The 20,014-nt window shown below is 40.1% G+C and carries 18 protein-coding genes and 1 tRNA gene; 11 read left to right on the forward strand and 8 right to left on the reverse strand.

Annotated features, from left to right (window positions below):
- Both glgB and ACESK1_RS00235 read left to right on the forward strand, forming a co-directional pair.
- Positions 1-1,911: a 1,4-alpha-glucan branching protein GlgB gene (gene glgB / locus ACESK1_RS00230; protein WP_372916697.1), complete on the forward strand. Its 1,911-nt coding sequence runs from the start codon at positions 1-3 to the stop codon at positions 1,909-1,911.
- A 196-nt stretch (positions 1,912-2,107) separates the two neighbouring features.
- Positions 2,108-4,519, forward strand: a complete 2,412-nt coding sequence (locus tag ACESK1_RS00235; RefSeq protein WP_372916699.1) for a glycoside hydrolase family 31 protein — start codon at positions 2,108-2,110, stop codon at positions 4,517-4,519.
- On the opposite strand, the gene ACESK1_RS00240 is transcribed toward ACESK1_RS00235, so the two are convergent.
- Complete coding sequence (locus ACESK1_RS00240) at positions 4,520-5,446, reverse strand: ketopantoate reductase family protein (protein ID WP_372916701.1); 927 nt, start codon at positions 5,444-5,446, stop codon at positions 4,520-4,522. It lies immediately after the preceding gene.
- A 171-nt stretch (positions 5,447-5,617) separates the two neighbouring features.
- On the opposite strand from ACESK1_RS00240, the gene ACESK1_RS00245 reads away from it, so the two are divergent.
- The 7 genes from ACESK1_RS00245 (at position 5,618) to ACESK1_RS00275 (ending at position 11,455) form a co-directional block, all read left to right on the forward strand.
- A complete protein-coding gene (locus ACESK1_RS00245; RefSeq protein WP_372916703.1) occupies positions 5,618-6,496 on the forward strand; it encodes a cell division protein FtsX in 879 nt (292 codons plus the stop codon).
- Between the two features lie 285 nt (positions 6,497-6,781).
- Complete coding sequence (locus ACESK1_RS00250) at positions 6,782-7,354, forward strand: YceI family protein (RefSeq protein WP_372916705.1); 573 nt, start codon at positions 6,782-6,784, stop codon at positions 7,352-7,354.
- Between the two features lie 30 nt (positions 7,355-7,384).
- On the forward strand, positions 7,385-8,665 hold the full coding sequence (locus ACESK1_RS00255; RefSeq protein WP_372916707.1) for a hypothetical protein: 1,281 nt from the start codon (positions 7,385-7,387) through the stop codon (positions 8,663-8,665).
- Positions 8,666-8,790: 125 nt separating this feature from the next.
- On the forward strand, positions 8,791-9,369 hold the full coding sequence (locus ACESK1_RS00260) for a YceI family protein (protein ID WP_372916709.1): 579 nt from the start codon (positions 8,791-8,793) through the stop codon (positions 9,367-9,369).
- A gap of 4 nt (positions 9,370-9,373) precedes the next feature.
- Positions 9,374-10,651 (forward strand): acetyl-CoA hydrolase/transferase family protein, encoded by a 1,278-nt coding sequence (locus tag ACESK1_RS00265; RefSeq protein WP_372916711.1) that lies wholly within the window; start codon positions 9,374-9,376, stop codon positions 10,649-10,651.
- A gap of 134 nt (positions 10,652-10,785) precedes the next feature.
- Positions 10,786-11,067, forward strand: coding sequence for a hypothetical protein (locus tag ACESK1_RS00270; RefSeq protein WP_372916713.1), 282 nt, complete (start codon positions 10,786-10,788; stop codon positions 11,065-11,067).
- Between the two features lie 4 nt (positions 11,068-11,071).
- A complete protein-coding gene (locus tag ACESK1_RS00275; RefSeq protein WP_372916715.1) occupies positions 11,072-11,455 on the forward strand; it encodes a group III truncated hemoglobin in 384 nt (127 codons plus the stop codon).
- A 74-nt stretch (positions 11,456-11,529) separates the two neighbouring features.
- Here the strand turns inward: ACESK1_RS00275 and ACESK1_RS00280 are convergent, their stop codons facing one another.
- From ACESK1_RS00280 to ACESK1_RS00305, 6 genes are all read right to left on the reverse strand, one after another.
- Positions 11,530-12,288, reverse strand: a complete 759-nt coding sequence (locus ACESK1_RS00280) for a universal stress protein (protein ID WP_372916717.1) — start codon at positions 12,286-12,288, stop codon at positions 11,530-11,532.
- 86 nt (positions 12,289-12,374) lie between these two features.
- Positions 12,375-13,415 carry a response regulator gene (locus ACESK1_RS00285; RefSeq protein ID WP_372916719.1) on the reverse strand — a complete coding sequence of 347 codons (1,041 nt, stop codon included), beginning with the start codon at positions 13,413-13,415 and terminating at the stop codon, positions 12,375-12,377.
- Between the two features lie 53 nt (positions 13,416-13,468).
- On the reverse strand, positions 13,469-14,701 hold the full coding sequence (locus tag ACESK1_RS00290) for an ATP-binding protein (protein WP_372916721.1): 1,233 nt from the start codon (positions 14,699-14,701) through the stop codon (positions 13,469-13,471).
- A gap of 200 nt (positions 14,702-14,901) precedes the next feature.
- Entirely contained in the window at positions 14,902-15,123 is a 222-nt protein-coding gene (locus ACESK1_RS00295) for a hypothetical protein (RefSeq protein ID WP_372916723.1), read from the reverse strand.
- A gap of 68 nt (positions 15,124-15,191) precedes the next feature.
- Positions 15,192-15,323: a hypothetical protein gene (locus tag ACESK1_RS00300; RefSeq protein WP_372916725.1), complete on the reverse strand. Its 132-nt coding sequence runs from the start codon at positions 15,321-15,323 to the stop codon at positions 15,192-15,194.
- Between the two features lie 60 nt (positions 15,324-15,383).
- A tRNA-Gln gene (locus ACESK1_RS00305) sits at positions 15,384-15,456 on the reverse strand.
- A 225-nt stretch (positions 15,457-15,681) separates the two neighbouring features.
- Here ACESK1_RS00305 and ACESK1_RS00310 point away from each other — a divergent pair.
- Positions 15,682-18,981: a protein O-mannosyl-transferase family gene (locus ACESK1_RS00310; RefSeq protein ID WP_372916727.1), complete on the forward strand. Its 3,300-nt coding sequence runs from the start codon at positions 15,682-15,684 to the stop codon at positions 18,979-18,981.
- An 87-nt stretch (positions 18,982-19,068) separates the two neighbouring features.
- Positions 19,069-19,707 carry a polysaccharide deacetylase family protein gene (locus ACESK1_RS00315; RefSeq protein ID WP_372916729.1) on the forward strand — a complete coding sequence of 213 codons (639 nt, stop codon included), beginning with the start codon at positions 19,069-19,071 and terminating at the stop codon, positions 19,705-19,707.
- Here the strand turns inward: ACESK1_RS00315 and ACESK1_RS00320 are convergent.
- On the reverse strand, positions 19,704-20,000 hold the full coding sequence (locus ACESK1_RS00320; RefSeq protein WP_372916731.1) for a thioredoxin family protein: 297 nt from the start codon (positions 19,998-20,000) through the stop codon (positions 19,704-19,706). The genes ACESK1_RS00315 and ACESK1_RS00320 overlap by 4 nt on opposite strands.
- Between the last annotated feature and the right edge of the window lie 14 nt (positions 20,001-20,014).

Here is a 20,014-nt window from a genome sequence, read left to right on the forward strand (position 1 = left end):
ATGACAAAAGTTATAACGCATAGTTTATTTTCAGAATTTGATATTAACCTGTTTAAATCGGGTAAACATTTTCGCCTGTACGAGAAATTTGGTTCCCATCCCATCACGCTCAATAAGGCTAAAGGGACGTATTTTTCGGTTTGGGCTCCCGGCGCCAAACAGGTTTCGGTGATTGGTAATTTCAATTCCTGGAAAGATGGCAAGCATCAGTTAAATGTGCGTTGGGACGGTAGCGGAATTTGGGAAGGTTTTATTCCGAATGTTGAAAAAGGGAATTTATACAAGTATAAAATCCACAGCCACCACAACGGGATTATTACCGAAAAAGCCGATCCTTATGCCAGGCGATGTGAGCATCCGCCAAATACAGCTTCTGTTGTCTGGGAAGACGATTATAAATGGAAGGATAAATCCTGGCTGAAAAAACGTAAAAAACATAATTCCTTAAATGCTCCTTATTCAGTTTATGAAGTGCATTTATCTTCCTGGAAGAAGAAAACTGAAGAAAACCGGTCGCTTTCTTACTGGGAACTCGCCAGTGAGCTGGTTTCCTATGTTAAAGAAATGGGCTTTACGCACGTGGAATTCATGCCTATTATGGAATATCCCTACGACCCAAGTTGGGGATATCAAATTACCGGGTATTTCGCGCCAACCTCACGATTTGGATATCCGGATGAATTCAAATATCTGGTAGATAAACTCCACGAAAATGATATTGGGGTGATCCTGGATTGGGTGCCTTCTCATTTTCCGGAAGACAGCCACGGCTTGGGTTATTTCGACGGAACTCACCTCTATGAGCATCCAGACCCAAAAAGAGGCTATCATCCCGACTGGAAAAGTTTGATCTTTAATTACAACCGAAACGAGGTAAGGGCGTTTTTGATCAGCAATGCGTTATACTGGTTAGAGCAATTTCATATTGACGGGATACGGGTAGATGCAGTGGCTTCCATCCTTTATCTTGATTATTCACGGGAAGCAGGCGAATGGGAACCCAATCAGTTTGGTGGAAATCAGAATCTGGAGGCGATATCGTTCCTGGAAGAACTCAACAAAGAAGTTTATGCTTCTTTCCCCGATGTACAAACCATTGCCGAAGAATCTACCGCCCACAGCGGGGTTTCAAAACCCGTGTTTCTCGGCGGACTCGGTTTCGGGATGAAGTGGATGATGGGCTGGATGCACGATACGCTTCAGTATTTTGGCAAAGAGCCTATTTACCGTAAACATCACCAGAACAATATTACTTTTTCTCTCACCTACGCCTTTACCGAAAATTTTATGCTTCCGCTTTCTCACGATGAAGTGGTTTACGGCAAACATTCTATTTTAGGAAGAATGCCGGGAGACGAATGGCAGCGTTTTGCCAACTTACGGGTACTTTATTCGTATATGTTCACTCATCCGGGGACAAAATTATTGTTTCAGGGTTGTGAATTTGGGCAAAGTGAGGAATGGGATTTTCAGAAGAGTTTAGACTGGCATTTACTGGAATATGACTCTCATAAAGGAATTCAGGAATTGATAAAAGCTCTGAATGAATTCTATAAATCCCAGCCGGCTTTATATGAAAAACAATTCGTGCCCGAGGGTTTTGAGTGGATCGATTACAAAGATGCCGAGAATTCGGTTATGAGTTTTATCAGAAAAGGAAATGAGCCTAAAGACAATCTGATTATTGTTTGCAATTTAACCCCCATTCCACGGGAAAATTATCGAATAGGACTGCCGGAAGAGGGTAAGCTTGAAGAAGTTTTCAACAGCGATAAGAAGCAATTCTTCGGAACAGGAAATTATACAAATTCAAATAAAACAACTACCAACAATGCCTGGCACTCCAGGAAATATTCAGCAGTAATAGATATTCCGCCATTGGCGATGCTGGCTTTTAAATATTCGTCTTAATTAAATCAACTACATAGTTATAGTTAATAAACGCTTATAAATATTTTGTGAACAGCAACTTATATATGGAAACTATTCAGTTCTTTTACCACTTTATACGTTACCAGAAAACTCTGAATATCGGGCCATCAATTACTCTAAAGAAAGTAGGCACCAGCATATTTTAAATCTCACTTAGTGAGTAATTTTATAAATTATGATCACAAATACCGAGTTAGAACAAAAAGGAAATACTTTTCCATCGAGGGTAAATTCCTTCCGGAAGGATGTTGATACCCTATATTTTACCACCGAAAATGATGTCGCTTTACAAATCACCATCCTCAGGGATGGTTTATTGCGTTTTAGATATTCTACTACAGGGATGTTTGCGAACGATTTTTCTTATGCCATTTCTAAATATGCCAGCATTGGATACAACCAGTTGGATATTGAAGAAAAAGAGGATTTTTACAGTATCACCACTACCAAGATAATCTGTGAAGTTTCCAAGAAGGGTTTAAGAGTTAAGATTTATGATCGTGCAGACGGAACCTTGATCAATGAAGATGAATTTGGTTTTCATTGGGAAGAGAGCTATGAGTTTGGTGGCGATATCGTAAAAATGAGCAAGGTTTCCCACGACGGAGAGAGCTATTTTGGCCTGGGTGATAAACCGGGGCATTTAAACATGAAGGGGAAACGCTTCGAAAATTGGGTAACCGATTCTTATGCCTACGGAAAAGATACCGATCCTATCTATAAAACCATTCCATTTTACACCGGGCTTCACAACAAGAAAGCCTACGGAATTTTCTTTGACAATACCTTCAGGTCTTATTTTGATTTTGCACAGGAACGACGATTTGTAACCAGTTTTTGGGCGCAGGGTGGCGAGATGAATTATTATTTTATCTACGGTCCTAAAATGACCGATGTTGTAGAATATTATACCGATCTCACCGGAAAACCAGATTTACCTCCACTTTGGGCTCTTGGTTTTCATCAATGCAAATGGAGTTATTATCCCGAAAGTAAGGTGAAGGAAATCACTTCTAAATTTAGGGAGCTGAAAATCCCTTGTGATGCAATTTACCTGGATATTGATTATATGGAAGGTTTCAGGTGTTTTACCTGGAACAAAGAATATTTCCCAGACCCAAAACGAATGGTAAAGGAACTTGAAGCAGATGGTTTTAAAACCGTGGCGATCATAGATCCGGGGATTAAAATCGATAAGAATTACTGGGTCTATAAAGAAGGGCTGGAAAATGACTATTTCTGTAAACGAGCAGATGGACCTTATATTAAAGGAAAAGTTTGGCCGGGCGAATGTTATTTCCCCGATTTCACTAACGAGAAAGTCAGGGAATGGTGGTCAGGACTTTTCAAAGAATTAATTGAAGACATTGGGGTTAAGGGCATTTGGAACGATATGAACGAGCCTGCCGTGATGGAAGTTCCGAATAAAACATTTCCACATGATGTAAGACACGATTACGACGGAAACCCATGCAGCCATAGAAAGGCTCATAACATTTACGGGATGCAGATGGCAAGAGCGACCTACCAGGGCGTGAAGAAATTCTCCCATCCAAAAAGGCCATTTGTAATCACCAGGGCGGCATATTCCGGGACCCAGCGTTACACCTCAACCTGGACCGGAGATAATATCGCAAACTGGGAGCATTTGTGGATTGCCAACGTTCAGGTACAGCGCCTGGCGATGTCTGGTTTTTCATTTTCCGGCAGTGATGTTGGGGGCTTTGCTGAACAACCCCACGGGGAACTTTTTGCCAGGTGGATTCAGCTGGCGACTTTTCACCCTTTTTTCAGGGTGCATTCATCGGGAGATCACGGCGACCAGGAACCCTGGACTTTTGATGAAGATATAACCGATATCGTGCGCAAATTTATTGAACTGCGCTACCAGCTATTGCCTTATTTATACACTGCTTTCTGGGATTATACCGAAAAAGGCGTTCCAATGATAAAATCTTTGGTGATGTTTGACCAGGAAGACGTAAACACCCATTACAGAATAGATGAGTTCCTATTTGGTAATAGTATTCTTGCCTGCCCCGTTCTGGAGCCTAATGCAAGAGGAAGACGTATGTATATCCCGAGAGGTAACTGGTATAATTACTGGACCGATGAACTGGTAAAAGGCGGCAAGGAAATGTGGGTAGATGCAGATATAGACAGCATGCCGGTATTTATTAAAGAAGGTGCAATTATTCCCAAGTATCCCGTTCAGCAGCATGTTGGGGAGAAAAAGATAGAAGAAGTAACTTTAGATGTTTATTATAAAGAGGGCAAAGAAGATTCACAATTCTTTGAAGATGCCCAGGATGGCTACGACTATACCAAAGGTCGTTTTTGCTTAAGAAGTTTTAAACTTACCGGCCGAAAAAACCAACTGATCATTCAGCAGCATAAGGAAGGGTCTTTTGACTCCGATTGTAAAAATTTCAAATTGCAAATCCACGGCTTGCCGTTCGAAATTAAAACTATACAACTGGATAATGAAACGAAATCTTTGGAGCATTTGCAGGTTAACGGGTGCCTCACTATGATTATCGATGAATATTTTACAGAACTGGATTTGAACGGGGAAAATGGGGAATAGTTAACTATTCCTTGCTTCCCTTTCCATAGGCAGTAAACACTCGTAAATCATTTTATTTACGGGTGTTGAAATCTTTAATTTTTTGGCTTCTTTCACGATAAAACCATTGAAATTTTCTAATTCTGAAGGCCGGCCGGCCATAATATCCCGCTGGGTAGAAGCAGTTGTTCCCGGAGGTTGTTTTTGAATAATCTCAAAAGCTTTTTCCAAATGTCCTTCTACTAAAGGGATTCCCTTAGCATTGGCTACCAACTTAATTTCCTGCGCGGTTTTTTGTAAAAGCTCATACAAATAGTCACTTTCCCTTATTTTATCTATGGAAACTCTTGTTAATCCGCCGAGGCCGCTGATGGTGGTGATGAACAAAAACTTCTTCCAGATCTCCAGCTGAATATTGTCTGGATTAAAACTGGTGATCCCGGCTTTATCAAAAACCGATTTCAATTCTTGAATTCTTTTTGATTCTGAGTTATCGATCTCTCCGAAAGTAATTCGCGGTTCAAAAGAAACATGTTTGATCTTACCAGGTTTTTCTACAAAACTCACAATATGGCAAAGCCCTGCCAGCACGTTTTTCTTTTGAAGGATTTCCAGGAGCTTTTCAACATTATCAGCACCATTTTGTAACGGCAAGACCATCGTTTCAGCTGAAATGATGGGTTTTAGCTGTTTTGCCACTTCCCGAATTTGCCAGGATTTCACTCCCAGGATTACGAAATCTGGAACAGGAATTTCAGCTAAATTATCGGTAGCGAGTTTGGGCTTTACTTTAAAGTTTCCGTTGATGCTTTCCACTTCGAGCCCGTTCTGCCTTATCGCTTCCAGGTGTTTTCCGCGGGCAATCATAGTCACCTCAAAACCCGCCTGGGCGAGTTTCCCGCCAAAGTAACCACCCACACCTCCAATTCCGAAGATTATAATATTCATATCATTCATGCTTTCCCTTATAAAAGTAAAATTACCAAGGGAACGAACCTAAAAAACCGAGGTTTCGTGGTAAAAAATTTTATTCTCTACTAATTTTTCCAAACTTTAAACGTTTTAAAGAAATTGAACGCTTAACTTTTTTATTTTTACAAAAAATACCCGGGTCGCCCTATGAGCACATCTTTTGAAAAGTACCAGAAACGCAGGTTGATTTCTTCTTATTTTTCAGTTGTTATAAGTATTGGTTTGGTCCTGTTTTTATTAGGGATGCTGGGATTATTGGTACTCAATACCAAAAAAGTAGCCGATCATTTTAAGGAACAGATCGCTCTTACCGTATATTTTAAAGACTCGGCGAAAGAGGTGGAAATAGAAGAGCTCAAGAAGAGCCTCGCTATGGCTGAATACACAAAATCCACCACCTATGTTTCCAAGGAGGATGCTGCAGAGGCTCACAGCAAGGAAATTGGCGAGGATTTTATGGACTTTCTCGGTTATAATCCCTTGCAGAATTCTATAGATGTATATATGAATGCCGATTATGTTTCGGCAGAACAGGTAGACGAGATAGCCGGCGAACTTACTGCCAGGAATTTCGTGGATGAAGTGGTATACGATAAACCACTAATTTCCTTATTAAATGATAACGTAAAGAAGATTAGTTTTTGGGTACTTATCGCTAGCGGGGTTTTCACTTTTATAGCAGTATTGCTTATAAACAGCTCCATAAGACTTTCGGTCTATTCAAAAAGGTTCATTATAAAGACCATGCAAATGGTTGGCGCCACCAAGGGCTTTATTCGCAGGCCGTTTATCTGGCAAAGTATAAAATTAGGAATGATAGGGGCTGTACTTGCCCTCATAGGAATGGCCGCAATGCTATTCTATTTAGACAGCAGTTTCCCTGAACTCAACCTTGCCGGAGATGTAAAGATACTTGCTGCCTTATTTATTGGAGTTTTCTTCACCGGTATACTTATTACCTGGCTTAGTACTTTCTTTGCCACTTCCCGCTTCTTAAATTTAAAGACAGACGAACTTTATTATTAAAAAAAGGAATCTCAATCCTCTTTTTCCTTGCATACAATTTATTAGTCATATACAATGACACTTATGTTACACACTTACAAAGAGCAAAAAACATCATAATATACTGATTTACAGCTACTTGAATGCTATTTCCGTTTTTTATGTCTTTTCTAATTGTTTAAAAATCCTTCCTGAAAATCCCCTTTTCCAGCAAATTGCCGCTTAAATATTCAAAAATCTGACTGCCGTCATAAATTCCGCAGGATTTCTGGTGCAACTTTGTACCAAACTTAAAAACCTAATATCATGAGAAGTTCAATATCAATCGCCCTAGTACTCTTTCTATTCGTATTAGGCACAGCCCAAAGTCAGAATTTCAAAATGCAATCCTCTTCCGATATAAAAGTTGAAGGAACATCTAATATTCACGACTGGGAATTAAATGCTGAAAAAAAATCAGGAAGTGCTGTATTAGAATCTGAGGATGGAAAAATCACCGGTCTTCAAAGTCTACAGGCAACTATTCCGGCTGAAAGTTTGAAAAGCGGAAAAGGTGGTATGGACAAGAACACTTACAAAGCTTTAAATACCGATAAGCACAAAAACATCGAGTTCAAACTGGATGAGGTTAAAGATTTCCAGGACACCGGAAACGGCACTTATAATGTAAAAGGTGTTGGAACCTTGAAGATCGCCGGAGTCTCTAAGCAAATTCCGCTTGATTTCACCATGAAAGTTGACGCGAACAGCATCAAGATTTCAGGAGAGAAACCTTTAAACATGACCGATTTCAAAATAGATCCTCCTACTGCTATGTTCGGGACTATTACAACAGGAGAAGATGTAATAATTAAATTCAATACAAACTTTACTAAATAATCAATCTATTAAATTTAAACAATTAAAAAAATGAAAAATTCAATTAAATATTTCGGCTTTATTTTGCTTGCAGTGTTTGGCTTTCAAGCACAAGCGCAGGACCTCCTTAGAGATGTTGATAACTGGAGACCACTAGATCAAAGAGGAATCAATATGTTCGAGGCACCAAAAGATACAGTAAGTACTTTTGATGGAGTAAGAGTAAGAGTAGGCGGAGCTTCTACCGTACAATTCCAGGCTTTAGATCACGAATCTGCAGGACAATGGACTAACGAAGACGGAACTCCCGGAAGATTACCAGAAATAGGCGCGAACTTTAACCTGCCTACTGCTAACCTGGATCTTGATGTACAGTTATACGAAGGTGTAAGAATGCACTTGAGAACTTACCTGTCTTCACGTCACCACCCGGAACCATACGTAAAAGATGGTTATATCCAAATTGACAAATTAGAATTCATCCGCCCCGGATTTATGGAAGACCTGATGAACAAGGTTACCGTGAAGATTGGTCACATGGAGAACAACTATGGTGATGCACACTTTAGAAGAACAGATAACGCTCAAGCCCTACAGAACCCATTTGTTGGAAACTATATCATGGATTCCTTTACCACTGAAGTTGGTGCTGAAGTTTACTACAGAACTAATGGATTTATAGGGATGGTTGGTGCTTCCAACGGAAAATTAAATCAGTCTGTTGTTAATCCAGATGCAAACGGAGTAAGCTGGTTAGCCAAATTAGGTTATGATAACTATGAAACTGCAACTCCAGATGATCTTAGATTAAGATTAACCGGATCTGTTTACCACACTAATAAAGTAGCCAGCTCTTACCTTTACGGTGCAGACCGTGCAGGTTCAAGATACTATCATGTTATGGGAGAAGGTTTTGCCTCTGGTAGATACAACCCACGTTTTGGAAATGAAGTAACTGCCTTTATGGTAAACCCATTCTTAAAGTATGGTGGACTTGAATTCTTCGGAACTTTTGAAACCTCAAGTGGAAAACAAGCTTCTCAAACAGAGGATCGTACTTTCACCCAACTTGCCGGAGAATTGATCTACCGTTTTGGACAAAACGAGAATCTTTACATCGCCGGACGATACAACACTGTAAGTGGTGATCATTCAAACGGTGACGATATTGATATCGATAGAGTTCAACTATCTGCAGGATGGTTTATGACTAAAAACATTGTTGCCAAGTTAGAGTATGTTAACCAAAACTATGACGGTTACAGTGTAAGCAACCCATTACATGGAGGACAGTTCAACGGGTTAATGGTAGAAGCAGCCATTAGTTTTTAAGTTGAGAGTAGCCCCGGGCTTAACCTTCAAAAGGTTATCCCGGGGTTTTTTATATCATTTTGGCAAGGATTTCGCTATATTATAATGATATTTTGCCTTAATAAAAATCGCTAAAAAAGAAAGAAATGAAAACCTACCTGTTACTATTTAGTCTTCTGATTTCAAGTTTGGCAGGTATTGCACAACCCAATTTGGAAACCCGCGAAATTGAAATTCTGCCCGAGAGCAATTTAAGTATTTCGGGAAACACCAATGTTAGTCAGTTTGAATGTGAGTTCAACACCCTGTATTTTGAAAACCAGATTCTAACCGTACATTTTTCTAATAATAATGATATGTTGAATTTCAAAAACAGCATACTTCCTTTGAAGAACAGGAATTTTGACTGCGGAAACAAAAGGATCAATAAAGACTTCAGGGAACTTCTCAAAACCAAGAACCATCCGGAAATACTTCTGAGAATTCAGAAAATTGAAATGAACGACGAAGAAAATGCTCATGTCACTTTAAATTTTGAAATTGCAGGAAAGAATAAAAATTACCGTTTCCCGGTAAAGGTCACCGGCGATGAACAACTCTGTTTTGAAGGGAATCTTGCATTAAATATCAAAGATTTCGATTTGGAAGCTCCAAGTAAAATGTTTGGATTAATTGTTATCGAAGAAGAGATAAGCATTAATTTCAAATTTAATATAAAAGCATAAATATATGGCCAATCTCAAAATTGTCTCTCCTGCTGAAGCGGTTTCGGTAGTAAAATCGGGGGATCGGGTATTCTTTCAGGGAGCCGCAATGACTCCTAACACTTTGATAGATGCATTAAGCGAAAGACACAAGGAAATAAGCGAGGTTGAGATCATCCAAATTCATACTGAAGGAAATGCTAAATACACTCAAAAACCTTTTAGCGATTCCTTTATAACCAACAGCTGTTTTGTAGCCGGAAACGTGAGAGAGGCGGTAAACTCTTCAATTGGCGCCTATATTCCGATTTTTCTTAGTGAAATGCACCTGCTCTTCCGAAGAAGTATTTTGCCACTGGATGTGGCTTTTATTCAGGTTTCCCCACCGGATAAGCACGGGTATTGCTCCCTGGGAGTTTCAGTAGACATAACTCTGCCGGCCATTCAAACAGCAAAAAAAGTTATTGCCCAAATCAATCCGCAGGTCCCAAGAAGTCATGGCGATGGAAATATTCATATCAGTCGTATCGAGGCTGCCTGTGAGGTAGATCATCCTATATTTACCCTAAATTTTACCGAGCCAACAGAAGTTGAGACTCAAATAGGAAAGCATGTTGCGGGGCTTATTGAAGATGGTGCAACCCTGCAAATGGGTATTGGCGGAATTCCCAACGTGGTATTAAACAATCTCAAAAATCACAAACGCCTGGGAATTCACACCGAATTATTTTCAGACGGGATCCTACCGCTTGTAGAATCCGGAGTGATCACTGGCGAAATGAAGGAGGTAAAAACCGGGAAACTGGTGACTTGTTTTGCTATGGGATCGCAGAAGCTCTACGATTTCATCGATGATAATCCAATAGTACATTTTAAGGAAGCTGGCTATACCAATGATACCGCGATAATACGTCAGAATCCAAAGGTTACGGCCATCAATAGTGCCCTGGAGATAGATCTTACCGGGCAGGTTTGCGCCGATACTATTGGAAAATATCAGTATTCCGGAGTTGGCGGGCAAATGGACTTTATTCGTGGCGCATCACTTTCAGAAGGGGGAAAACCTATTATCGCAATGCCCTCGGTAACTACAAAAGGAATTTCTAAAATTGTCCCTTTTCTAAAGGAAGGCGCCGGAGTGACCACTACACGGGCTCATGTGCATTATATCGCCACAGAATATGGTATAGTAGATCTCTACGGAAAAAATCTCAAACAGCGAGCAAAAGCACTTATCTCCATCGCTCATCCCGACCACCGGGAGAACCTGGAAGAAGAAACTTTCTTAAGGTTCAAAAAATAAAGAACTTAAATTTTTAGCCTTAAAGCCCGGAAACATTATGTTTTCGGGCTTTAAGGCTTTTTGCTTATGATTTGAGTCATAAGTATCGGGCAGCAAGCGGGATAAATTTACTTCTTCAACTTAAAATCACTAAAATGAAACTTTATAACAACCTGCTTGCAGATTTTGAAGAAATGCCCATGGGCTATTCCACCATCGGGATAATCGCTTCCAGTTGCCTGGGCTCAGTGGCCGCCATGCTAATTTTAATGCAGGGACACGGGTTTTTAGACATGTTACAGCTCTTTGCAGTGGTAAGCATTTGCATGGGCTTTAACGCCATGATTCTCGTACAATTTAAACCCAAAATCATCTTCAATTCCTTATTGCTTAGCTTAGCAGTCTCAACGACCTTTATCCTGATTAATATTATCTAAGCAAATGAGAAACGATATTCAGAACCGGGAAGACGTTTTTTCCCTTATTTCCCGTTTCTACTCCAAAGTAAGAAGGAATGAGGAAATTGGTTATTTCTTCAACGAATCTATTGATGACTGGGATGAACATTTGGAGAAGCTTACAGATTTCTGGGAGAGTAATCTTTTCTTTAAGGGTTTGTATAGTGGTAATCCCCAGAAAGCTCACATAAAAGTAGACCGGGAAAATAACAACCAGATAGGATCTAAACATTTTGGGGTGTGGCTTAACCTTTGGTTTGAAACCATCGATGAACTTTTTGAAGGTGAACTAGCAAACCGTGCAAAGAATAATGCCCGAAAAATGTCTTCGCATTTATATCTGAAGATCTTTCAGGCAAGAGAATAAAAATAAAAAACCTGCTCATAAGAACAGGTTTTTTGGGGCTAATTCGTTTGATTCTAAAATGAATGAAACTTTTGTTATCCGTGAAGGATTAAAATTGGCGGTCTGGAGGCTTGCGCACCACCTTTAATTGGAGGATGCAATAACAATTCATCTGAAATCTTCAAATTACGCGCCATAAGCACGACAAGATTTGCAGAAGATTTAGCATCTTTCCAAAATTGCCCGCCAAGTTGGGTACTTTGATCGATGGTATTAAAGTTTACAGCTCTGGGGCTTAATCTCGTATTGAGTTCCTGGCGAATAACGCCAAGTTGGTTTTGGTTTTGTTTATTTATTTCCCACACATTGAAAACCGAAGCAGCCAGCAAAGGCAGCTTTTTAAATACCTCTAGCATATCGCCGTGTAACATCACTGAATAATCAATAGGGAAGAACAGATTTTCCCAGGGTTTGAATTCCTGGTTCTCGGTTACCGTAAGTACCGGACATTTCACCTTTCTCAACACATTATAAGTATTCGTCCCGATTCCTTTGATTTGATCGGAACTTCTGCCCGACGCGCCCATAACTATTAGATCAATATCCTTCTCGGCCACTACTTTTCGTGTGGCATCAATCAAATTATCATTTTTAAGGATTGAATGAAATTTATGGCCGTCCGCTGTGGCTTCTTTACGAAGCTTTTCGATGCATACCTCTAAGCCCTCTTTGTTAGAATCTCCCGCGTGTAAAATGAAAAAATTCGAAGGAACACCGGGCAAATTCAGGGCATATCTGGCTGCATTATAAGCATGTGCAGAATAATCGGTTAAGATTAAAACATTAATGGCCATGGATTTCCTTTTCTAATTTGTGGTAAAATTATAGAGAAAGTCCGCAGCCAAATATGACGGCAGTCAGCTTAGTTCAAAAAAGCAGTTTAGTTTATTTTTTCAAGCTTATCGGCATCGAGGATTTTTACATTTCTCCCTTCAATTTCGATAAGGCCTTCCTTTTTAAAGTCGGAAAGAGTTCTGATCAATGTTTCTGAAGCGATTCCTGCAACGCCCGCTAAATCAGCTCTGGAGATCCTGATACTGTGCAAAGGATTCTTTTTTATCTCCCTGGCAAACATCAGAATAGTTTTCGCAGTTTTCCGACGCACTGAAGCATAAGCAATATCGATAAGCTGTTCTTTTATTCCGAAGAGATCTTCATTCATCACCTCAAGAAGTTCCATACTCAGCCGGCTGTTCTCATGAAGAATATCTCTTAATTTATCCCTGGAAAGTGTGTAGAGGGTAGTTTCCTCTATAGCTGTGGCAAATTCACGGTATGAAGAATTAGAGTTAAAACTGAGGCTTCCGAAGAAATCTCCATCTTTATATAACTGGGTGATAATTTCTTTTCCGCGGGAATCAAATTTATGGGCTTTTACAACGCCACGGTCTACCATATAAAAGTTAACCGAAGTCTTTCCTTCCTCATAAACGCTTTCCCCTGATTTATAGGTTTGACGTTCGCCTTTTTTCATCAACTCTCTAAAGGCGGCCAGGTTTGGAACTTGTTGTTGCTCCTTTGGAGCCTGTTCCGATTTGTCGCTTTTTAAAATTTGCACTTTAGCAAGCCGGCTTTCAATGGCGCTTAAGAGGTCAGATTCTTCAAAAGGCTTGGTTAAATAGTCGTCTGCACCAAGGTCCATTCCGCGTCTCACATCCTTATGCTCAGTTTTTGCTGAAAGAAATATGAAGGGAATCCCGCTGGTTTCAGGAATTTTAGATAGCTCTGTCAATACATCATAACCATCCATTTCCGGCATCATAATATCGCAAACAATTATATTGGGCAATTCGCTTTTCGCCTTTTCTATCCCCTGCTTTCCATCTGAAGCGGTCACCACCTCAAAATCTGATAATTCAAGAATCTCGGCGGTATTTTCTCTTACCGTAACATCGTCTTCAATAAGCAATATTTTCTTCATCAATATAAAGTTCAAGTACCATCTAAAATGGCTGTAAATTTAATAAAAACTATTTAACGTTCGTAATTAGGCAGTTGTACTGTAAAGGTGGAACCCTTGTTTTCCTCACTTTCAAAATGAATCTTTCCACCCATATTTTCTACGTGAACCTTAACAATGTTGAGCCCAATCCCTGTTCCTTGATTTAGCAAGGCATTTTCGGCCCTGAAATAACGTTCAAAGATATGCTTCTGGTCTTTGGCAGGAATTCCCATTCCTTCATCAGAAACTTCAAAAATAACCATATTATCGTTATTCTCAATCTTAAAGTGGATAGTAGAATTTTCGGGAGAATATTTTATGGCGTTACCTATAAGATTTGACAATACCAGATCCAGAATTTTTTCATCCTGATAAAGGGTCACTTCATCAAGATCCTTAGGGTACTCAATTTCCTGCCCATATTTTAAGGTGACATTGGCATTATAAACCACATCGTTTATCACCTTATTCAGGCTAAAACTGCTGTACTTATAATTCACATTACCCGATTCCAGTCGTTCGAGAGAAAGAAAATCATTCAGGATATTATTGAGATAATGCACCTTATCCTTTATGGTTCGAAGGTGTTTTTCCCGTTTTTCCTGCTGTTCTCCGGTAACATATTTTCCGGCCAGGGTGGCCGAAGTCAGAATCCCGCTAAGGGGCGTTTTAAATTCATGAGAAACCAGGGAAAGGAATTTTGTTTTCAACTCATTGAGTTCCTTTTCCTGTTTCAGGGCTAGTTTAATTCGTTTTTCGGCTTCCTTTCTTTTGCTAATTTCTTTCTCAAGGTCTTCAACAGTTTCCCGAAGTTCTTTGGTACGAATTTTAATTTTATCTTCCAGCTCAGCATTCAGTTCCCTGATGCGACGCTGATTTTCCTTCCTTACGGTTATATCTACAATTAGAGACATAACAAAATCTTCTCCATCAATACTGAAAGGATTTAAGCCTGCTTCCACCGGAACCTGACTCCCATCCTTTCTCACCCCAAAAAGCTCCCTCCCGTGACCCATTTGTCTTTTTTCGCTATGGGAAAGAAAATCTTTGAAATGTTTTGAATGATCTGGTTTATAATTTGGTGGGATAAGGATATTAAGATGCTCCCCAACCAACTCACCACTCTCGTAGCCGAACATCTCGTGAGCAGCAAGGTTTACCGTCACAATTATCTGATTACTATCTACTACGATCACCCCTTCTGAGGCTGCTTCGAAGAGGGTATTAAAGACACTATGATTTTCCTTAAAAAATTCTCTGGCCACGATTTGAGTTTAAAATTTACGGAAACTAAATTACAAAGCATTTAGCGAAATAGAGATGAAGTGACCAAATATTTTGAATAATATACCATAGACCAGAATCTCCTAAATTTCCCGGGGCTATGAATAAAATCGGTCGTAAAAATTAGGAAAGAAAGTGGCTCGCTCAGCAGCCTCTCGTAAAACAAGAAACCGAACTCTTTTCAGAATTCGGTTTTTACATTTTGTTGGCCTACTAGGGCTTCCCGATATTCCGCTAGCGCTCCAATCGGGACAGGCTTCTCGCCCAGCAAATTCTCTCTAAAAACAAAAAAACCGAACTCATTTCTGAATTCGGTTTTACATTTTTGTTGGCCTACTAGGGCTTCCCGATATTCCGCTAGCGCTCCAACCGGGACAGGCCCTTCGACTACGCACTCTTTCATCGTGCTGCGCTCAGGATAAACTTCTCGCCCTACGGCTATTCTAATAAAAACAAAAAACCGAACTCTTTTCAGAATTCGGTTTTTACATTTTGTTGGCCTACCAGGGCTTCCCGATATTCCGCTAGCGCTCCAACCGGGACAGGCCCTTCGACTACGCCCTCTTTCATCGCGCTGCGCTCAGGATAAACTTCTCGCCCCACGGCTATTCTAATAAAAACAAAAAAACCGAATTCTTTTCAGAATTCGGTTTTACATTTTTGTTGGCCTACTAGGGCTCGAACCTAGACTCTTCTGGACCAAAACCAGACGTGTTGCCAGTTACACCATAGGCCAATGCTTAAATGCGGATGCAAATTTAAAACAAACTTTTATTTACACAAACTTTTTACAATAAATTCGAAGAGTATTTTTAATACTGATTTTGTCAGTTATTGAAACCTTTTTCTTAGTACTCACATTTACAGTCTAATTAAAAAATAAAAGCATTTAAAGCCTCCTATTGAGGGGTTCACAATTTTATTACTAAATTCGCCATTCAAGATTCAATTAAAGAATATAATGAGGGATTTCAGCTTTAAAAAGTGGAATAAAATACTGGGATGGCTGGTATTTTTAATTGCACTAACCACCTATACTTTAACCTTAGAACCAACCGCTAGCTTTTGGGATGCCGGGGAATATATTGCCACTTCGGCAAACCTTGAAGTAGGACATCCTCCAGGAGCTCCTTTTTATCAAATGGCCGGTGCATTCTTTTCAATGTTTGCAACCGATGAAAGCAAGGTAGCGCTAATGGTGAATTTCATGTCTGGGACCGCAAGTGCTTTCGCGGTACTCTTTATGTTCTGGTCAATTAGTATACTGGTTCTGAAAATTGCTGGGCCCACCGAAAAATTAAGTACAGCAAAGAAAATCGCCGTACTTGGTAGTGCTGCCGTAGGATCTCTCGCCTTTACCTTTACAGATAGTTTTTGGTTTAGCGCTGTGGAAGCAGAAGTTTATGCCATGGCGGCATGCCTCATGGCACTTATGTTCTACCTGGGATTACTTTGGGAACGGGATATGTTTAAACCCCGTGGAAACCGTTGGCTTATCCTTATTTCCCTTGTGATAGGCCTTTCTTTTGGAGTGCATTTTATGGGCTTGTTAACCATTCCCGCAATAGGATTTTTATATTTCTTCAAGCATTATAAGAAGGTTACAGTTAAGAATTTCATCATCGCCAATATCGTAGTTGTAGCTGTGCTAATGTTCATCTTCAAGTTGCTGCTTCCCTATACCCTTACTTTCTTTGGTGCTTCAGAAATATTTTTCACCAATTCACTTGGTCTGCCTTTTAATACCGGAACCATAGTTGCTTTCTTATTAATAGTGATCGCTTTTTACTACGGAATAAATTATACCCGTAAAAAGAGGTATTTCCAACTAAACACCCTCTTTTTGTGCATTCTTTTCATTTTAATAGGTTTCTCAAGCTGGGTGATGTTACCTATAAGGTCTAATGCGCCAACAGTAATCAACGAAAACAGCCCTGATAGCGCCCGGGAATTACTGGCCTATTATAATCGGGAACAATATGGCGAAACCCATCTTTTCTACGGTCCTCAGTTTTCAGAAATTTACAGTGGCTTAGATCCAGACAATCCATATAAAGACGGCAAGCCTCATTATGAAAAAGATGAGGAAAAAGGGGAATATGTTATTGTGAACGATTATAAAAATGCCCGTCAAAATTTGGATGACAGTCATAAGGCAATTCTTCCCAGGATGTGGAGCAGTGAACACGCCGCAAATTATATGGAATTTACCGGTCCCCTTGATTTCTCGGTAAAGAGAGAATACCAGGGTGAAGAACAGCTCATGCAGGCCATACAGGAATTTAAAAATGAATATGCCCAGGGCAGGCTTGATAATACCGATTATCACAGGTTTTTACAGCAGTTTGGAGATTATATTAATGTAGAGAAACCCTCTTTTGCTGCAAATATAGCCTACCTGCTTGAATACCAGATAGGTTATATGTACTGGCGCTATTTTATGTGGAATTTCGTAGGCCGCCAGGATGATATTCAGGGGAAATATGACGACTTGCATGGAAACTGGCTAAGCGGAATCGATTTTATAGATGAAATGCGACTGGGACCCCAGGATAACCTGCCTTCGGATGTAAAGAACAATAAAGCGCGAAACACCTATTACTTTTTACCCTTAATTCTGGGCTTAATTGGGTTGGTGTTTCATTTTAAACGGGATAAGAATAATTTCTGGGTCTTACTGGTGTTTTTCCTCTTTACGGGAATAGCCTTGAAAATCTACCTCAACGAACGACCTTTCGAACCCAGGGAACGTGATTATGCTCTCGTAGGATCATTTTATGTCTTTGCAATATGGATAGGAATTGGGGTTTATGCCCTTTTTGATTGGGCGAAAAAATTCCTGACTCCAAAAATAGTGGCGCCCGTTGTTACGGCTGTTTCCCTGCTTGCTGTACCCGTAATTCTAGCTTCGGAAAATTGGGATGATCACGACAGAAGCGGCAGAGATACTACCCTAACCATGGCCAAAATGTACCTGGATTCGGTTGACGAAAATGGTATAATTTTCACCATTGGGGATAATGACACTTTTGCCTTATGGTATGCGCAACAAATTGAACGCTACAGAACCGATGTTCGGGTAGTCAACACCAGTTTATTCGCTACCGACTGGTATATAGACCAGATGAAACGAAAGGCCTTTGAAAGTGACCCAATCCCTTCCCAATTTGAACCCGAGGATTATACCGGGAAAAATGACGCGGTATTCTTTAGGGAGATCACCCAGGATACTTTAGCACTTAAAACCATATTGGATTACATACAAAATGATGATTCCCGTACGAAAGCTGAATTACAAAGCGGCCAGTTCGTGAATACTTTCCCATCAAAATATGCAAGGATACCGGTTGATAAACAAACCGTTCTTGAAAACGGAATAGTAAGAGAAGAGTTTGCCGACCAGATTGTAGATCATATCGATCTGGAAATTGGCGGTCAGGTCCTTTACAAAAACCGATTGATGATGTTGGATATTGTGGCCAACAATAACTGGGAACGCCCCATCTATTTTACCGGTGGAAGTTACGGCGACGACGATTATCTCTGGATGAAGGATTATCTGCAACTGGAAGGGCTCGCATACAAACTGGTACCGATAGAAACTCCAATTGACCCCAGAAATCCATACGATATGGGTAAGGTCAACACCGAAAAGATGTACGATATCGTGAAAAGCTGGGATTGGGGTAATATGGGAAGCGAAGACATTTACCATGATCCGGAAACCCGTAAGAATTCTATTACTTATCGCAGCAACCTGGCTCGTCTTGTAGAAAATCTCCTGAATGAAGGAGATACCACCCGCGCCAAAGAAATCCTTGATCTGGCGATGGAGCACACTCCTGTAGAATACTACGGCTATTACAGTCTGGTAGAACCATATATAGACGGCTATTACAAAGTAGGTGAGCCGGAACGTGCCCGTGAAATTTGGGAGCAGGTTGCCACAAAATACCAGGAAAACCTCAATTGGTTCAGCACCTGGGGAGTAGACCGACAATACCGGTATGCTGACGAAATAATCTCAAATATGGAGCGCTACCGAAGCCTGGTAGATATCCTGGTTAGGAATCAGGATGAAGAGATCATACAGGAAAAGGCCGATGAATTTAATGATCACTTGAAAATGTTCAGGCATTTCTATGGTGACGAGGAGGAAATGGAAGCTGGCGACGTTCCGTTGGAAGAAACTATAGAACAGGACGTCATGCAGCCGTTAGACGAAGAAACCCAGAGCCCGCAGCTGGATACTACTGAATAAAACAAAGAGCCTTCCTGTAAATTCCTGGGCTGGATTTATAATTTATTTCGGGATCCAGAATTTACAGGCAGGCTTTTACTGTATAAGATGAATAGGTTACTGGTAAAATATCCTTCAGTGCTAAGATGGTTTTATCCTGATAGAATCACACGTATTGAAAATCCTAAAAGTATTTACCTCACTTTTGATGACGGTCCGGTTCCCGAAATAACACCATGGGTTCTTGATCAATTAAGAGAATATAAAGCAAAAGCCACCTTTTTTTGTATTGGTGAAAACATCAAAAAAAATCCGGAGGTCTTTCAGCAGGTAATTTCAGAAGGGCATGCAATTGGAAATCACAGTTTTTATCATTTAAACGGGTGGAAAACTTCAACTTCAAAATACGTACATGATGTGCTTTCAACTGAAGATTTACTAAGCAAGAAATACCCTGTAAAACCTTTCCCGAAATTATTCAGGCCGCCCTTTGGAAAAATAAAAAATTCCCAGGCAAGGAAACTCAGCAAAGAGGGTTTTAAAATCGTTATGTGGGATGTGATAAGCTGGGATTTTGACAATAATGTCCAAAAAGAAACCTGTTATAAAAACGTAGTTGAAAATGCCTCAGAAGGGAGCCTTATCGTTTTTCATGATAGCCGGAAAGCCTCTAAAAATCTTCGTTATGCCTTACCGAAAGTTCTTAAATATTTTTCGGAAAAAGGATATGAATTTCGGAGTATTTAGATGTACTCCTTTAACAGGCCAATAAGGGTTGGGGCATCCTGCTCCCCACTTTGGCGCCACTTCATCTCCCCGGATTTATAGATCATTAAAGTTGGAAGTGCTTTTACCCGAAGGGCTTCAGCTAACTGGGAGTTCTTATCAATATCTATTTTTATAACCTTGGCCTTATTACCAAGGGCCGAAGCAACATCTCGTAAAACGGGATTCATGGAAACCGATGCGCTATTACCTTCAGTATAAAAATCCAATAAAACAGGGATTTTAAGATCAACTAATTCACCAAATTTAGACATCAGCTTTAATTTTA

The sequence above is a fragment of the Salegentibacter sp. genome (assembly GCF_041642575.1).
Taxonomy (GTDB): domain Bacteria; phylum Bacteroidota; class Bacteroidia; order Flavobacteriales; family Flavobacteriaceae; genus Salegentibacter.

Excerpts from the sequence above, each read along its gene's own strand:
- ACESK1_RS00265 (WP_372916711.1), top strand. The coding sequence starts at position 9,374 with ATGGCCAATCTCAAAATTGTCTCTCCTGCTGAAGCGGTTTCGGTAGTA.
- ACESK1_RS00315 (WP_372916729.1), top strand. The coding sequence starts at position 19,069 with ATGAATAGGTTACTGGTAAAATATCCTTCAGTGCTAAGATGGTTTTAT.
- ACESK1_RS00275 (WP_372916715.1), top strand. The coding sequence starts at position 11,072 with ATGAGAAACGATATTCAGAACCGGGAAGACGTTTTTTCCCTTATTTCC.
- ACESK1_RS00320 (WP_372916731.1), bottom strand. The coding sequence starts at position 20,000 with ATGTCTAAATTTGGTGAATTAGTTGATCTTAAAATCCCTGTTTTATTG.
- ACESK1_RS00250 (WP_372916705.1), top strand. The coding sequence starts at position 6,782 with ATGAGAAGTTCAATATCAATCGCCCTAGTACTCTTTCTATTCGTATTA.
- ACESK1_RS00245 (WP_372916703.1), top strand. The coding sequence starts at position 5,618 with ATGAGCACATCTTTTGAAAAGTACCAGAAACGCAGGTTGATTTCTTCT.
- ACESK1_RS00240 (WP_372916701.1), bottom strand. The coding sequence starts at position 5,446 with ATGAATATTATAATCTTCGGAATTGGAGGTGTGGGTGGTTACTTTGGC.
- glgB (WP_372916697.1), top strand. The coding sequence starts at position 1 with ATGACAAAAGTTATAACGCATAGTTTATTTTCAGAATTTGATATTAAC.
- ACESK1_RS00295 (WP_372916723.1), bottom strand. The coding sequence starts at position 15,123 with ATGAAAGAGTGCGTAGTCGAAGGGCCTGTCCCGGTTGGAGCGCTAGCG.
- ACESK1_RS00285 (WP_372916719.1), bottom strand. The coding sequence starts at position 13,415 with ATGAAGAAAATATTGCTTATTGAAGACGATGTTACGGTAAGAGAAAAT.
- ACESK1_RS00235 (WP_372916699.1), top strand. The coding sequence starts at position 2,108 with ATGATCACAAATACCGAGTTAGAACAAAAAGGAAATACTTTTCCATCG.
- ACESK1_RS00280 (WP_372916717.1), bottom strand. The coding sequence starts at position 12,288 with ATGGCCATTAATGTTTTAATCTTAACCGATTATTCTGCACATGCTTAT.
- ACESK1_RS00310 (WP_372916727.1), top strand. The coding sequence starts at position 15,682 with ATGAGGGATTTCAGCTTTAAAAAGTGGAATAAAATACTGGGATGGCTG.
- ACESK1_RS00255 (WP_372916707.1), top strand. The coding sequence starts at position 7,385 with ATGAAAAATTCAATTAAATATTTCGGCTTTATTTTGCTTGCAGTGTTT.
- ACESK1_RS00260 (WP_372916709.1), top strand. The coding sequence starts at position 8,791 with ATGAAAACCTACCTGTTACTATTTAGTCTTCTGATTTCAAGTTTGGCA.
- ACESK1_RS00270 (WP_372916713.1), top strand. The coding sequence starts at position 10,786 with ATGAAACTTTATAACAACCTGCTTGCAGATTTTGAAGAAATGCCCATG.